Source organism: Alteromonas sp. MMG017, from assembly GCF_018100795.1.
Lineage (GTDB): Bacteria > Pseudomonadota > Gammaproteobacteria > Enterobacterales > Alteromonadaceae > Alteromonas.
On record NZ_JAGJDY010000008.1, the window covers coordinates 134082 to 148721 of the forward strand.

Annotated in this window: 13 protein-coding genes and 1 other RNA gene; 12 read left to right on the forward strand and 2 right to left on the reverse strand. The window is 41.9% G+C overall.

Translation table 11 applies throughout. The features are described from left to right. Nucleotides 1–45: 45 nt before the first annotated feature. The 7 genes from pspA to maiA all read left to right on the forward strand — a co-directional run bounded on the left by pspA (nt 46) and on the right by maiA (nt 6242). Nucleotides 46–729, forward strand: coding sequence for a phage shock protein PspA (gene pspA, locus J8L84_RS13750; protein WP_211071187.1), 684 nt, complete (start codon nt 46–48; stop codon nt 727–729). Nucleotides 730–814: 85 nt separating this feature from the next. Then, nucleotides 815–1054 carry an envelope stress response membrane protein PspB gene (gene pspB, locus J8L84_RS13755; RefSeq protein WP_013785052.1) on the forward strand — a complete coding sequence of 80 codons (240 nt, stop codon included), beginning with the start codon at nt 815–817 and terminating at the stop codon, nt 1052–1054. Next, entirely contained in the window at nt 1051–1503 is a 453-nt protein-coding gene (gene pspC / locus J8L84_RS13760) for an envelope stress response membrane protein PspC (protein ID WP_211071188.1), read from the forward strand. The genes pspB and pspC overlap by 4 nt, the downstream gene beginning before the upstream one ends. Before the next feature lie 220 nt (nt 1504–1723). Then, nucleotides 1724–2527, forward strand: a complete 804-nt coding sequence (phhA, locus tag J8L84_RS13765) for a phenylalanine 4-monooxygenase (RefSeq protein WP_211071275.1) — start codon at nt 1724–1726, stop codon at nt 2525–2527. 180 nt (nt 2528–2707) lie between these two features. Then, nucleotides 2708–4264 carry a transcriptional regulator TyrR gene (gene tyrR / locus J8L84_RS13770; RefSeq protein WP_057793227.1) on the forward strand — a complete coding sequence of 519 codons (1557 nt, stop codon included), beginning with the start codon at nt 2708–2710 and terminating at the stop codon, nt 4262–4264. A 207-nt stretch (nt 4265–4471) separates the two neighbouring features. Then, entirely contained in the window at nt 4472–5482 is a 1011-nt protein-coding gene (locus J8L84_RS13775) for a fumarylacetoacetate hydrolase family protein (protein WP_211071189.1), read from the forward strand. Nucleotides 5483–5585: 103 nt separating this feature from the next. Continuing rightward, on the forward strand, nt 5586–6242 hold the full coding sequence (gene maiA / locus J8L84_RS13780) for a maleylacetoacetate isomerase (RefSeq protein WP_211071190.1): 657 nt from the start codon (nt 5586–5588) through the stop codon (nt 6240–6242). Nucleotides 6243–6297: 55 nt separating this feature from the next. On the opposite strand, the gene J8L84_RS13785 is transcribed toward maiA, so the two are convergent. After that, nucleotides 6298–6765 carry an Lrp/AsnC family transcriptional regulator gene (locus tag J8L84_RS13785; protein ID WP_013785046.1) on the reverse strand — a complete coding sequence of 156 codons (468 nt, stop codon included), beginning with the start codon at nt 6763–6765 and terminating at the stop codon, nt 6298–6300. A gap of 194 nt (nt 6766–6959) precedes the next feature. Between J8L84_RS13785 and J8L84_RS13790 the strand changes: the two genes are divergently transcribed. Further along, nucleotides 6960–8018 (forward strand): Glu/Leu/Phe/Val dehydrogenase, encoded by a 1059-nt coding sequence (locus J8L84_RS13790; protein WP_211071191.1) that lies wholly within the window; start codon nt 6960–6962, stop codon nt 8016–8018. 85 nt (nt 8019–8103) lie between these two features. Beyond that, nucleotides 8104–8200, forward strand: an RNA gene (ffs, locus tag J8L84_RS13795) — signal recognition particle sRNA small type. Between the two features lie 71 nt (nt 8201–8271). Here the strand turns inward: ffs and J8L84_RS13800 are convergent. After that, nucleotides 8272–8559, reverse strand: coding sequence for a late competence development ComFB family protein (locus tag J8L84_RS13800; protein WP_211071192.1), 288 nt, complete (start codon nt 8557–8559; stop codon nt 8272–8274). Nucleotides 8560–8717: 158 nt separating this feature from the next. Between J8L84_RS13800 and J8L84_RS13805 the strand changes: the two genes are divergently transcribed. The 3 genes from J8L84_RS13805 to J8L84_RS13815 all read left to right on the forward strand — a co-directional run bounded on the left by J8L84_RS13805 (nt 8718) and on the right by J8L84_RS13815 (nt 14590). Next, nucleotides 8718–9806 carry a tryptophan 2,3-dioxygenase family protein gene (locus J8L84_RS13805; protein WP_211071193.1) on the forward strand — a complete coding sequence of 363 codons (1089 nt, stop codon included), beginning with the start codon at nt 8718–8720 and terminating at the stop codon, nt 9804–9806. A gap of 327 nt (nt 9807–10133) precedes the next feature. Continuing rightward, nucleotides 10134–13106, forward strand: a complete 2973-nt coding sequence (locus J8L84_RS13810) for a TonB-dependent receptor (protein WP_211071194.1) — start codon at nt 10134–10136, stop codon at nt 13104–13106. Nucleotides 13107–13156: 50 nt separating this feature from the next. Further along, a complete protein-coding gene (locus J8L84_RS13815) occupies nt 13157–14590 on the forward strand; it encodes a sulfotransferase (protein ID WP_211071195.1) in 1434 nt (477 codons plus the stop codon). The last annotated feature ends 50 nt before the right edge of the window (nt 14591–14640 follow it).

Genomic DNA, 14640 nt, shown 5'->3' on the forward strand with positions numbered 1-14640 from the left:
AAGTTTATCTTGGTACAACCAGTTTTCGACTATGAGGTAATTATTATGGGTATCTTCTCGCGTTTCACTGACATTGTGAATTCGAATATTAATGCGCTTTTAGATAAAGCGGAAGATCCGGAGAAAATGGTCCGGTTGATTATTCAGGAAATGGAAGACACATTAGTAGAGGTGCGCTCAGCATCGGCTAAAACGTTGGCGAACAAAAAGGAAATTGTAAGCCAAATTAATAAATATGAAGCAGACGCTAACGATTGGCAGGCGAAAGCGGAACTTGCATTAAGTAAAGACCGTGATGATTTAGCCCGCGCAGCATTGCAAGAAAAAAAGAAATCAGCAGAAGCTGCTGAAACATTGAATAACGAGCTAACGGTTGTTGAACAGCAAATTAGCAAGCTTCAGGATGAAATTGGTCAGCTTCAAGACAAGCTAGCTGATGCGAAGAGTCGTCAAAAAACGATTATTATGCGTCAGAAAACAGCGAGTTCACGCTTAGAAGTGAAACGCACGTTAGATAGCACAAAAGTAGATTCAGCAATGGGGCGCTTTGAACAATACGAGCGTAAGATTGACGATTTAGAGTCGCAGGTAGATGCTTACGACTTAGGTAAGAAAACCTTAAATGATGAATTTGCAGAATTAGAAACTGGCGATAAGATAGACGAAGAGCTAGCTGCGCTTAAAGCAAGAGTGAAAGGTGACACAAGTTCATCTTCAACATCAGAATAATAATTATAGGTAGCCTGCTGAAGCATTAGATTTTTAGTGTTAGTGCACTAGGCAGGCTAATCGGGGTTTATTGGAGGTATTTACAATGGATGAAGGTATCATTGCAATGTTGGTAATGCCCTTAGTCATCTTTATGATTTTTGTGGCGCCGATTTGGTTAATTTTGCATTACCGAAGCAAAAAACAAGTTAATCAAGGTTTGAGTGTTGAAGAACAAGCTTCACTACAATCACTTGCTGAACAAGCTGAAAAAATGAGTGACAGAATTCAAACCCTTGAAGCTATTTTAGATAGCGAAGCTCCAGAGTGGAGGAATCGCGCATGAGAAACGGCAAGCAGTTATACCGAGATACAGACAACGCAAGAATAGCGGGTGTATGTTCAGGAATAGCGCACTACTTTGGTTTAGAAACATGGTTGGTGCGAATTCTAGCGGTGACAGGCTTTTTCTTACTTGCGGGTCCATTCATGTTTGTTGCTTACATAGCGGGCTGGTTCATTTTGGATAAGAAGCCTTTAGGTGACGCTCCAGAAGAACAAACCACTGTACATCAAAGTCGCGGCAAGGGATGGAAAAACACAAGTTCTCCATCAAGCAATAGTCGTCATAAGGTCGAAGTGAAAACCAAAGTTTGGCAGGCTGGTGAGCCACCTAAACAGGCTTTTCACGATATTCGTAATCGCTTTCAAAAATCTGAAATACGACTACGCAAGATGGAAACGTATGTGACCTCAAGAGAATTTGAGCTTAACCGAGAAATCAGTAGATTATAGTTAAGTGTCTTTGAAACACATTCGCTAGCAACTCCCCGATAAAACCAAAGCCGCTCTTTTTTAAGAGCGGTTTTTGTATGTAAAGCATCGAGTTAAGTATATTTGTAAATAAGTTGTTACGGCTTGGCTGCGTAACAAGAATAGGTAAACACTTCCTGTTAGCGCGCTTTTCATTAGACTATTTGGCAGAAGTCAGTCACTGAATATGTCGAAAGTAGTTATGGCAAAATCTAGCGTTTATCAATCAAAAACCTCAGACAGCAAAGGCGTTATAAGCTGGTCAGAAGAAGAAAATCAAATCTGGGCAGCCTTGTACGCGAGGCAACTTCCGTTATTGAAAACCCGGGCCTGCGAACAATATATGGAAGGGTTGTCGTTACTGGCACTGCCTGATGATCGCATCCCTCAGCTACCGGATATCGATAAAGTACTGTTAGCACAAACCGGGTGGAAAACCGCCGAAGTTCCCGCCCTCATCAATTTTGGTGAATTTTTTAGATTATTAGCCAACAAGCAATTTCCTGTTGCAACCTTCATTCGCTCGAAAGGTGAATTTGATTACCTACAAGAGCCGGATATTTTTCATGAGGTTTTCGGTCATTGTCCTTTGCTAACGAATCCTGCTTTCGCGCACTTTACTCATACCTACGGAAAACTCGGCTTAGCGGCGAGCAAAGAAGACCGAATCTATCTAGCACGACTTTATTGGTTCACGGTTGAGTTTGGGTTAGTTCGAAGTAAAGCAAACCCAGAAAAACTGGAAATTTATGGTGGTGGTATATTGTCTTCCCCGGGTGAAACGCTTTATGCATTAGATAGCAACGAGGCAATCAGAAAACCGCTTACAGCGACAGATGCGTTACGCACACCCTATAGAATTGATATCATGCAGCCCTTGTATTACGTACTTCCTGACTTTGATTATCTGTTCGAGTTGGCTGATATGGATATTATGAGCCTAGTGAATAAAGCGAAAGGGCTTGGGCTATATCCGGCCTTATTTGACGCCAAAAAGCAGGCTTAAGTTAACATTATGTTACAGCGTGGCGTGTTTGGGGGAAACGTTTTCACACCTCACGCTGCGCGGAACCGCTTTAAATACCAGTCTTCCAAGGTGATAATTTGACATAATTAACTTGTTATCTTTTTGTAAAAGTGTGATATTGTGTACATATAAGTTTACAAGAGATGTGAAGTCACACCCATGCGATTAGAAATCAGTTGTCAGGACAGACTGGGTATTACTCAAGATGTGTTGGATATCCTCGTTACCCATGAAATCGATCTAAGAGGTATTGAGATTGATGAGACAGGTAAAATTTTTCTTAATTTTCCCAATATTGAATTTGCAGACTTCCAGCATTTAATGCCGAAAATTCGTCGCATTGACGGTATTTCTGATGTGAAAACTACGCATTTTATGCCAAGTGAAAGAGAGAAAACCCAGCTTTCTGCCATACTGCGCACGCTTCCCGATCCGGTATTTTCCATTGATGCTCGTGGACAAATCTTATTGTGCAATGAAGCGGTAACCTCTGGGTTAGAACAAAGTGCCCACGATGTTGAAGGCGTAGAAATAGGTGAAGTAGTGAAGGGCTTTAACTTCACTCGCTGGATGGATGGCAAGCTGCCTCGAGCTCAGTCTTCTAAAGTAAAGTTTATCCAACAAGACTATGTAGCTGACATGTTACCCATCACAGTACCTGACGGTGACAACAACATTATTATGGCCGGAGCAGTGGTCATTTTAAAATCGGAAATGCGCTTAGGCCAACAGTTTAGTGTGTTTCATCAATCTCCCACTGACAGCTTTGATAGATTCGTAGTGGAATCTCAGGCCATGAAACGCGTAGTAAGTGAAGCAAAGCGTATTGCTGATCTTGATGCACCAGTGCTTATTTTCGGTGAAACAGGCACAGGTAAAGAAATGATTGCCCGTGCGTGTCATCAATCTAGTCGCCGCAGTGAGGGGGCTTTTTTAGCGCTCAATTGTGCATCACTACCTGACAGTGTGGCGGAAACCGAATTATTTGGTTACGCACAAGGTGCTTTCAATCAACCGAATGCTAAAGAAGGGCTACTAGAACAAGCGAGAGGCGGTACGCTGCTGCTTGATGAAATTGCAGATATGAGTTCTCAGCTACAAGCTAAACTGCTCCGGGTATTGGAAGATGGCGAGTTTAGGCGAGTAGGCGATGCAGAACCTGTTACGGTAGATGTTCGATTCATTTGCACTACTTGTCGCGACCTAGGGCAACTAGTAGAAGAAGGGCGTTTTCGAAAAGAATTATATTACCGCTTAAATGTTCTGAGCTTAGTGATGCCATCGTTAAAAGAACGCCGCCACGATATTGTACCTCTAGCAGAATCCTTTATTGCGCAGCACAGCACAAAGTTAGGCCGTAGGCCGGCTAAATTGAGTAAGTCCTGCGTTGATTTTCTGCAACAATATCCTTGGCCGGGCAATGTCCGTCAGTTGCAAAATGCGTTGTTCAGAGCGCTGTCTTTGCTAGACGGCAAGGAAATAACCAAAGAAGATATCCAGCTTCCTAGTTGTGCTCCTAGTGTGACCTTTATTGACGAAAACTTTGAAGGTACGTTAGACGATGAAGTGAAGAAATTTGAAAAAGATTTACTGAAGCGGCTTTATCCTTTCTACCCTAGTACTCGTCAATTGGCGAGAAAGTTGGGATTAAGTCATACCGCGATTGCGAATAAATTACGTGAGTACGGTATAAATAAAGCATCAATAAAAATGTAGGTTTCACTGTTTCGTTAAATTTACGTTGCCTTGCTTAACCAATAAGGGCGGTACTTCAATAGGAAGTGCCGCCTTTTTTTGTACAACCAAGCTTACAGTGAAAATTATTGTCGTGTGCTCCCGACTTTTCATCTTGATGCGGGTGATGCATAAAGAATAATAAATGTTACATACGCAAAAGCGCTGATCACAGTAAGGATCCAATTTATGAAACTAGCTACTTATAAGAACGATAGCCGAGACGGCCGTTTGATGTTGGTATCTAAAGATTTAACGCGTACCTGTTCAGTAGAAGATATTGCTCACACTATGCAACAAGCACTGGATAGCTGGCAGGTCACTGCGCCACAGCTACATATGCGCTACGAACAACTTAATAATGGGGTAATAGAAAGTATTGAATTTGATGCTACCCGCTGTGAATCGCCTTTACCGCGCGCTTATCAATGGGCTGATGGCAGTGCGTATGTGAACCATGTTGAGCTAGTAAGAAAAGCACGAGGCGCTGAAATTCCTGAAAGTTTCTGGAGTGACCCACTCATGTATCAAGGGGGATCTGACGATTTTATCGGTCCCCGTGATGATATTATTTTGCCCTGCGATGAGTGGGGCATTGATTTTGAAGGTGAGGTTGCCGTTGTTACTGACGATGTTCCTATGGCCTGTACTGATGCTCAAGCGGCAGAACGCATTAGATTAGTGATGCTTGTGAATGATGTATCCCTAAGAGGGTTAATTCCAGGCGAGTTGGCGAAAGGGTTTGGGTTCTTCCAGTCAAAACCGGCCTCTAGCTTTTCACCCGTGGCGGTAACGCCTGATGAACTCGGGGATGCGTGGGAGCAAGAAAAAGTGCATTTACCGCTTCGTTCCACCTACAACGGCGAGTTGTTTGGTAAACCACAGGCAGGCGAAGACATGACATTTAGCTTCGCAAAGCTGGTGTCACATGCTGCTAAGAGTCGTAATTTAGGCGCTGGTACCATTATTGGTTCCGGTACCGTATCGAACAAACAAGGTACTGACCATGGCTCAGCCATCGCTGAGGGGGGGCTTGGCTACTCGTGTATTGCTGAAGTGCGCATGATTGAAACCATCAGAGACGGTAAGCCCTCTACACCGTTTATGCAATTTGGCGATCGAATTAGAATAGAAATGTTTGATAGTAACGGGCAAAGTATTTTCGGTGCCATCGAGCAGCAGGTTAAGCCTTTAAGCTAAACCCATTTAATGCAAGCTGAGGAGGGGGGCATGCGCCGCCCTTTGCAAATTACGCTATGATTATAATAAGTAGCACAACACACACGTAAGGCGGCGGTGAGTTATGAGTTTAACTTTATATGGTTATTGGCGCTCAACGGCGTCTTACAGAGTAAGAATTGCACTTAATTTAAAAGGTGTAGAGTACCAATATATGCCAGTGCACCTTGTGAATGAAGGTGGCCAGCAGCACAGTGCACCCTATAAGCAGTTAAACCCCGCTCAGCTAGTGCCCACTTTGGTTGACGATGATGAAGATATTATTCTTAATCAGTCTTTAGCCATTATCGAATACTTAGATGAACGTTTTCCCTCTCCGTATCAGTTAATACCATCGCATAAGACAGAGCGGGCAAGGGTAAGGGCGCTGGCTCAAGATATTGCATGCGACACCCAACCTCTAAGTAACCTACGTGTACTCAATCAACTTAAAAGTGAATATAGTGCTGAACAAGAAAGTGTGAATAAATGGGCAGCGCATTGGATAACGCTGAGCTTCGATGCCATTGAAAAGCGGCTACAAACCCAAGCGGGGAAGTATTGCTTTGACTTTGACGTGACCATGGCTGATTTGTGTTTAGTTCCACAAGTGTATAACGCGCATCGCTTTAATGTGGATATGACACGATATCCGCTTATTCAGAAAATAACAGACAACTGCAATGCACTACCGGCTTTTGAAAAAGCCCTGCCTGAGAAACAGATTGATAGCGTGCTTTAATAACGTAAGAAAGAAGGGCAGTCGATAGGCAGCAGGGCGTAGGTTTCAATGAAACCTACTGTCGTTTGATAGGCAGCTCTGTGGTGTTCTTCACTTGTTTTAACGCGAAGGTGGAGCTGACATGATCAACCAAGGGAAGATGAGTAAGCTTCGTTTTCAGTAAAAATTCATATTCTTCAATACTTTCCACAATCACTTTAAGCAAATAGTCTTTCTCGCCGCTGGTGGTGTGGCACTCAACAATTTCATCAATACTTTGTACTGCATTTTCAAAATCGGTAAGGGAGTCACCATCATGATTTTTAAGGGTGACATAAATAAAAACCGACACCCCAAGGTTCAACTTTTTACTGTTTAATAAGGTAACTTTACCGATGATAATACCATCGGCTTCCATCCTTTTTACTCGTCGCCAACATGGGGTATGGGAAAGCCCCACCTTCTGACTCAACTCAGCCATAGAGACAGTGGCATCTTGTTGAAGTACTCGTAAAATCTCACGATCGAATTTATCTAATTTCATTGAACGCAGCTTCCGTCGTTTTTATGATGTTTATTATATAGAAAAATAAATTCTAGGATAGATATCCTAGAAAAATAGTATTCATACTTTGTGTATTTCACTTTACGAGAGTGGGTTAATAACTTAGCAAGGCGTGTCCTCTGGTGGTTGGGCTACACTTGGGCAAAATCCATCACATTATTAATAGGGAAAGTATGTCGGTTTTCGATCACATAGAGTTTGATAATCACGAGCATGTCGCTTTTTATCACGATAAAGAAGCAGGCTTAAGTGCCATTATTGCCATTCATAATACAAACTTAGGCCCAGCATTGGGTGGTTGTAGAATGTGGCCCTATGTAAGTAGTGCAGAAGCACTAACCGATGTACTCCGCCTTTCTAAAGGAATGACCTACAAAGCCGCCATGGCCAATATCGCATTAGGCGGTGGTAAGTCAGTGATTATCGGCGATCCTCGCAAACAAAAAACGCCGGCAATGATGGAAGCTATGGGGAAATTTGTTGATTCATTGGGCGGCAAATATTTTACCGCAGAAGACTCGGGCATTTCAGTTACCGATTTACAAACCATGGCGACTCAATCTGACTACATTGCTGGGGTAAATGCGCAATATCATTACGCTGACGAACAGCCAGACGGTAATCCAGCACCATCTACCGCTTATGGTGTGTTTGTTGGCTTAAAGGCCAGCGTAGAGCACGGGTTAAATCGCAGCTTAGAGGGCGTAAGCGTAGCAATTCAAGGTATGGGGCATGTTGGTTATCGACTAGCGTCACACCTTCACGCAGCGGGTGCAAAACTGTATGTAGCTGATATTTTCCCCGAAGGTGTTGAAAAGGCGGTAGCAGAACTTGGCGCTACAGCAGTTGCGCCTGAAGATATTCTAGGTCTAGACGTTGATGTACTAGCGCCTTGTGCATTGGGCGCGGCCATTAATGACCAAACATTGCCTACGATTAAAGCTAAGGTCATTGCTGGTGCGGCAAACAATCAACTCGCACGTGAAGAAATTGGCGATATGTTAGTTGAACGTGGCATTTTGTATGCGCCTGACTATGTGATTAATGCAGGGGGTATTATCGATATCTTCCATCAGCGTATGGAACAAAGCTCTAATGCGGCGCTGCGCAAGCATATCGAAGACATTGGCACTACGCTAAAAGAGATTTATACCCGTGCTGATGCCCAAAAAGCAGCCACAAATCGTGTGGCAAACATTATTGCAGAAGAGAGATTTTCGTTAAAGGGTTGAAACTTATCGGGCAAGTAGTCATAATGCGCCCCTCGCTTAAGACTGCTGACGCCTGTTAGCATTTTATTCGCTTTCTATGGTGGGCTTTTGGTCCTCCCGCAATGATACTCTGTGAACTCGGTCAGGCCTGGAAGGGAGCAGCCGCAGCAGACGACTCATGTGCCGGGATGTGGCTGGGAGCCCGCCACCCAATTTACTCCCCCGTATTTTAGTCCCACAACCGTATTTTTAACTTACACAACTGTGTTTGGCATTACTCTGCCTTCTCGTTTACCGATGTTTTATCTGTATCGTTTAAATACTTCATCGCATTATCGATAGCATACGTAACATTCATTTCCATTTGGTTCCGTTCACTCTGGGGAAGGTAAAAAGCCATATCGACTTCGTAGCGAATGTAACGCGGAGGAACTTGATTAAGTGCCAAGCAGCATAAGTCAGCTAAATAATCAGGACTTTTAGTATTGTCGAGTCCAAGTTCTGTTACACGTTGCAGTACAAGATGTTCGTAATAATTATGAATGTCATCATCAAGCTTCATATTTGTGCCCTAATTTAAATTTTAACGCGATGTTATTTTTTATGGGTGTGTATATTTTTAATAACGCCCCTAGATAATTTATAGCCTGTATTTTGTCGATGTCGAGTTAGCGATGTTAGAATTTCCTTCTGTGCATAACGACGATAAGAACAATCGGCATGAAAAAAAATATAGAACCCTGCTATTACGGTGATTACCTAGCGTTAGACAAAATACTTGGCGCACAAAAACTTCAAAGTACTAAGTACGGCGAACCTGCCCATGAAGAAATGCTATTTATCGTAGTGCACCAAGTGTATGAACTATGGTTTAAGCAACTTTTGCACGAACTCAATGCGGTTATCGATACATTTAATCAAGCATCAGTAAAAGATCAGCAACTCACTTCGGTAGTACATAGGCTACATCGCGTTATTCAAATTCAAAAGCTGATGAACGACCAAATTGGCATTATGGAAACCATGACTCCACAACAGTTTCTTTCCTTCAGAGACTATTTGGTTCCCGCTTCAGGCTTCCAAAGTATTCAGTTTAAGCAGCTTGAAATTTCGTTGGGCCTTAAAAGGGAATACCGTATCGATTTCGATAAACAAAGCTTTTATAACCGTTTAAGTGATGATGATCGCAGCCTACTGGAAGCGTTAGAAGAAAAGCCAAGCTTGTTCGAGTTAGTGGATAAGTGGTTGGCACGTATGCCATTGCTTAAAACCGAGGATTTTCATTTTTGGGATTACTACCGAAAAGCAACAGATGAAATGCTAAACGATGACAAAGAAACCATTGAAAAAAATGCGTTTCTGTCTGAAGTAGAACGCCGACAAGAGCTTAAAGACTGGCAATCGACCAGAGAGAACTTTGACGGGCTGTTTAACCATGATACCTATGAAGGGCTTCTTCATCAGGGGAAATTCCGCTTGTCTCATGAAGCATTATTGTCAGCTTTATTTATAAAGCAGTATTCAGAAGAGCCTGTTTTTAATCTGCCGTTCCAGCTTATTACTGCACTAACAGAAATAGATGAACAGTTAACGTTGTGGCGTTATCGCCATGCCATGATGGTGCAACGAATGCTGGGAACTAAAATAGGAACTGGAGGGTCATCTGGCCATCATTATTTGAAGAAAACGACTGAATCAAACAGGGTGTTTTTAGACTTTTTCAACATGGCTACGTTTCTTTTGCCAAAAAGTTCACTTCCAGAATTGCCTGAATCGGTAAAACGCAGCTTAGGATTTTACTTACAATAGACGAAAAATGCGACATTTCTGCATTTGCGACGAATGTAATTCGTCGCAAATGGGGAACTCTTTGAATATCCCTCAAAGCCAATTAACACACTAGCTCACGTGTAATTTCCCTACTTCACTGCACTGTCGCTCGTCGACAAAAATCCACTTTACACTTGATCTATCCCCTTTGCATATGTCAATTATACTTTCGGATAATCATAAAAATCCGTATAAAAAACAATCGTTTAGAAAGTTTTAATGGTTAGTTTAATAAAATTTAAAAGTCTGCTCTCATCGATAACTTTCAGTTACCGTTGAAGGGCGAATATAAAGCCGGGGAAACACATGATAAATAATAAAACGCTCACAGCATTAGCTGTGGCAGCGTCTTTAGGTGTTGCTGCACCTTCATTCGCACAAGAGTCAAAAGGTACTATTGTTGGTACTTCTGTATCTGCAAGTACTAATCAATTACTTGGTGATGTTGAAGTCACAATTATCAACCTTGAAACAGGTCTAACACGTAGTGTGGTGACAGATTCAGATGGCCGATTCACTTTTCCATTGTTACCACCAGGCCAATACAGCCTTTCAGCTCAAAAAGCAGGGTTTACCGTTGCTCAAGAAAAGCAATTTACAGTGCGTCCATCAGGAAGAACCAACTTAGATGTGGCTCTAGAGTCTGGGGATATTGAGCGAATTTCAGTAAGCGGAACGTCAATTTCGAATATTGATGTTACTTCAAGCGAATCACAGCTTTATGTAGACCAAGATTTCATTGCAAAAGTTCCTGTACCACGTGATATCGCTTCTGTCGCACTTTTAGCGCCAGGTACGGTATCTGGTGATTCCGACTTCGGGAACTATGCATCCTTTGGTGGTTCATCTGTAGGTGAAAACGTTTATTACGTAAATGGTATTAACGTAACTAACTTCAGAAACGGTCTTGGTGGATCAGAACTTCCATTTGAAATGTATGAATCGTTTGAAGTGAAGACAGGTGGCTACTCTGCTGAATATGGCCGTTCTACGGGCGGTGTTATTAACGCAAGAACGAAAAGTGGTAGCAACGAATTTAAGTGGGGCGCGAGCGCTTACTATGAGCCAGCTGCGTTAAGAGCACATAGCCCCGACGTCTTTTATAGAACCCAGGCTGATGCTGACGAAGCAGGAACAGCTTATTATGAAGTATTCAAAGAAGATGAGCGCAGTGAAACAAATGTAAACTTGTGGGCTAGCGGCGCACTTGTTGAAGATAAGCTTTTCTTTTTCGGTTTAATTAACCAAAAACTTCGTCAAAGAGATTATGGTGATACTGCAGTAATTTATGATCGTGAAGGTAACGATACATTACTAAGTGCAAAGCTCGACTGGTACATTACGCCAGAGCACATCCTAGAAATTACAGCATGGGACAATACCGAAGAGCTTGAATCTGAAAAGTTCTTATACAGCCCTGATTCGGATGAAATAGGAAACTCTTTAGGTAATTATACACTAGAGCGCGGTGGTAAAACTTGGGGTATTCAGTACACAGGTATTATTACCGATGATATTACTATTAGCACCCAATACTCAATTAACGAAACAAGCTACAGTAATTTAAATGATGGAAGTAATCCGCTTGGTGATGCTCCTGTTATTTTCGACAGATTTACAAACGTCGAATACGGCGCATACGGTTTAGCTACACCTTCTATTCAAGAAGATAAGCGTACCGCTATTCGTTTTGATGTTGAATGGTATGTCAATGCTGACCACGTGTTGAAATTTGGTGTGGATAACGAAGATCTAGAAGCGTCTGAAAATACTCAAAGAGCGGGTGGTGTAGCCTATCGCTATGAAAACTGTGGTGCTAATCTTGATGAAGCAGGAAACGAAGATTGCTTAGTTCGTCAAGAGTACTACATAAACCAAGGCGATTTTGAAACGAAAAGCTTCGCGTACTATATCGAAGATACTTGGACCGTAACTGATAATATTACAGCACGTATCGGCTTGCGTAATGAGAGCTTTGAAAACTACAACAAAGCAGGTGATAAATTTGTTGACGTTACTGACCAGTGGGCTCCTCGTCTAGGGCTTAGTTGGGACGTTAAAGGTGATGGCGAAAGCAAAATTTTTGCCAACTATGGTCGTTACTACCTTCCAGTTGCGACAAATACAAACATTCGTTTAGCGGGTGATGAACTTTATACTCGTCAGTACTATGAAGTAGAGTCAATTAATGCTGATTTCACACCAGTACTAGGTGATGAGGTTGGTGGCATGACGGTATACTCTGATGGCACACTTAAAAGCACAACAGAAACGGTTAATGCCGATTTAGACCCAATGTATCAAGATGAATTCATACTTGGTTACGAGCAAGTACTTAATGAATCATGGAGCTTTGGTGTTAAAGCCACTTACCGTGACCTTGGTAGCTCACTAGAAGACATTGCAATTGATGCAGGCTTTAACGAGTTTATTGAGCAAGAGTTTGGTTCCTCTTGTACTATGTGTGACTCTGGCTTCCACTACTACGTGCTAACCAACCCGGGCAACGATGTAACAATCACTACTGATCCAGATGGCGACGGTCCAGTTCCTTTTGGAACATATACTATTCCTGCAGATATGCTAGGTTATCCTGAAGCGGAGCGCCAATATGCCTCTGTTGATTTCACTGTCGACCGTGCATGGGATGACGTGTGGATGATGAGCTTTACCTATACGTGGAGCCATAGTTGGGGTAACAATGAAGGTTTCGTTCGTTCAGACAATGATCAGGACGATTCTGGATTAACAACTAACTTTGATCAACCAGGGTTAACGGACGGAGCTTCTGGTAATCTTCCTAATGATCGTCGCCACTCATTTAAATTAAATGGTGCGTATCAATTAACAGAAAATTTCTCGTTAGGCGCTAATTTCCGTTGGACATCAGGTCGCCCACTAAGCTCATTTGGTTACCACCCAACTGATGTGTTTGCGTCTCTATATGATGCAGAATCATTCGTTTATGAAGGTGAGATTGCTCCTCGTGGCTCTCAAGGTAGAACACCCAATGTTTGGAACCTTGATTTAAGCGCTAAATATTTGATAGAACTTGAAGAAGCTGATATTGCTCTTCGTGCTGATATCTTCAATGTGTTCAATAATGATGAAGCAACACAATTGAATGAAGTTAATGAACGACTATCAGGATATGAGGACGGCGAACAATTTGCTCCATTTGGCTATATTGCTCGCGGTGAATCTAACCCTAGTTATGGCCTACCAACTTCTTTCCAAACGCCTCGTTACGTGCGTTTTAGTGTTGAAGTTACATTTTAATAATTGAGTAATGAAAAAGCCCAGCTCATCCTGGGCTTTTATTTAGGCTTATGAAACTAGAACTACAGAAATTAGTACATGCGACGCGAGCAATGGACCAAACATTGGTTGTTTCTCTAATTACCGGCTTTTTGAATACTGAGTTAGAACTCAAAGAAAACTGGTTAGGAGTAGCGCGTTTGGCAATGACAGTTGGATGTTATGATTTAGCTGTCAAGTGTTTACATATGCTAGATCAATCAAAGTGTGATGATACGACAATAGCAAAGCAAATTGGTATGCTAGCCGATTGTGGTAAAGATGATGATGCATACCAGAGCGCAAAACAGTGGGCGAACAAGGCTCCGACATCAGTTGCAGCGCTTCATATCACTGGTGTACTTGCTTATCAAAAAGGGCTACTTGAAGAAGCGGAAACATTACTTAAAAAGGTAGTTAAGACAGCACCATTAGCGGGCGAAGCGTGGCACATGCTATCAACTCTGCAAAATGTGATCACTCAACCTGATTTTCAAAATTTCATTAGTGCGCAAACGGAAAAATTTAATCAGTTGTCTAACTGTGTATCTAAAGCTTGCTTTCTAAACGCTATGGGAAATGTAAACTGGTTAAATGGTGATGAGAAAAGTGCGTTCGCTTTTTACGAGAAATCAGCAAATGCTATGAGGCAAATCACAAGCTCAAATGCCCCCACAAAGCCTTTTAACATAGATGCGAACTACACAAAAATTACCAAAGTATTAAAAGATACTGAGCAGAGTAGCTTTACATCGAATACTTTCACGCCAGTATTTATAATGGGACTGCCCCGTTCTGGTACCACCTTGTTGAACAATATTTTGTGCTCTGATAAAGCTGTTAACTCAGTCGGTGAAACGGATGCATTTACTATTGCCTGTGACACAATCCTTAAAAAGAAAAATTCAGCTTACGATTTAGACACCATACTCAATTGTCAAAGCGTTGAACTAAATGCAATTGCAAAAGAGTACGAGCGGATCGCAAGAGAGTTAGGATGTACAGAAAGCGTATGCGTCAATAAAAGTTTAAACAACAGTCATATTGCATTGATGGTAAAGCGAGTCTTTCCTAACGCTAAATTTATCGCGACTAGGCGAAACGAGCTTGAAAATGCATGGTCAATCTACAAAACCTTTTTTAGCAGCAATTTGCATTGGTCTTTTGACATTCTCTCAGTTAAACGAGCGATTCAAATGGACAATAAAGCAATAGAGCAACTACAAACGATTATCAAAATAGAGGTAGTTGAACTCGAAGCGTTGAAGGCAGAACCTGAATTAGTGCTCCACAGAGTATTTGATTCAATTGGTCTAAATTACCAAAACAATCACACATATTTTCATAAAAAGTCCACAGTTGTGAAAACTGCGAGCATGTCTCAAATTAGGCAACCGTTAAATGCAATTAACAAAAATAGTTCTAGGGTTCCAAAACCATTTCTAGAACTATACGGAAATCTATAAACGTAGGTAAAAAGTCTTTTAACCTAATTTCCGTTTCTTATCGTGATAAT

What these genes read in the sequence shown, in the direction of transcription:
- tyrR (WP_057793227.1), top strand. Translation starts at nt 2,708, where the DNA reads ATGCGATTAGAAATCAGTTGTCAGGACAGACTGGGTATTACTCAAGAT.
- J8L84_RS13775 (WP_211071189.1), top strand. Translation starts at nt 4,472, where the DNA reads ATGAAACTAGCTACTTATAAGAACGATAGCCGAGACGGCCGTTTGATG.
- J8L84_RS13810 (WP_211071194.1), top strand. Translation starts at nt 10,134, where the DNA reads ATGATAAATAATAAAACGCTCACAGCATTAGCTGTGGCAGCGTCTTTA.
- J8L84_RS13790 (WP_211071191.1), top strand. Translation starts at nt 6,960, where the DNA reads ATGTCGGTTTTCGATCACATAGAGTTTGATAATCACGAGCATGTCGCT.
- phhA (WP_211071275.1), top strand. Translation starts at nt 1,724, where the DNA reads ATGGCAAAATCTAGCGTTTATCAATCAAAAACCTCAGACAGCAAAGGC.
- J8L84_RS13805 (WP_211071193.1), top strand. Translation starts at nt 8,718, where the DNA reads ATGAAAAAAAATATAGAACCCTGCTATTACGGTGATTACCTAGCGTTA.
- J8L84_RS13785 (WP_013785046.1), bottom strand. Translation starts at nt 6,765, where the DNA reads ATGAAATTAGATAAATTCGATCGTGAGATTTTACGAGTACTTCAACAA.
- maiA (WP_211071190.1), top strand. Translation starts at nt 5,586, where the DNA reads ATGAGTTTAACTTTATATGGTTATTGGCGCTCAACGGCGTCTTACAGA.
- pspC (WP_211071188.1), top strand. Translation starts at nt 1,051, where the DNA reads ATGAGAAACGGCAAGCAGTTATACCGAGATACAGACAACGCAAGAATA.
- J8L84_RS13800 (WP_211071192.1), bottom strand. Translation starts at nt 8,559, where the DNA reads ATGAAGCTTGATGATGACATTCATAATTATTACGAACATCTTGTACTG.
- J8L84_RS13815 (WP_211071195.1), top strand. Translation starts at nt 13,157, where the DNA reads ATGAAACTAGAACTACAGAAATTAGTACATGCGACGCGAGCAATGGAC.
- pspB (WP_013785052.1), top strand. Translation starts at nt 815, where the DNA reads ATGGATGAAGGTATCATTGCAATGTTGGTAATGCCCTTAGTCATCTTT.
- pspA (WP_211071187.1), top strand. Translation starts at nt 46, where the DNA reads ATGGGTATCTTCTCGCGTTTCACTGACATTGTGAATTCGAATATTAAT.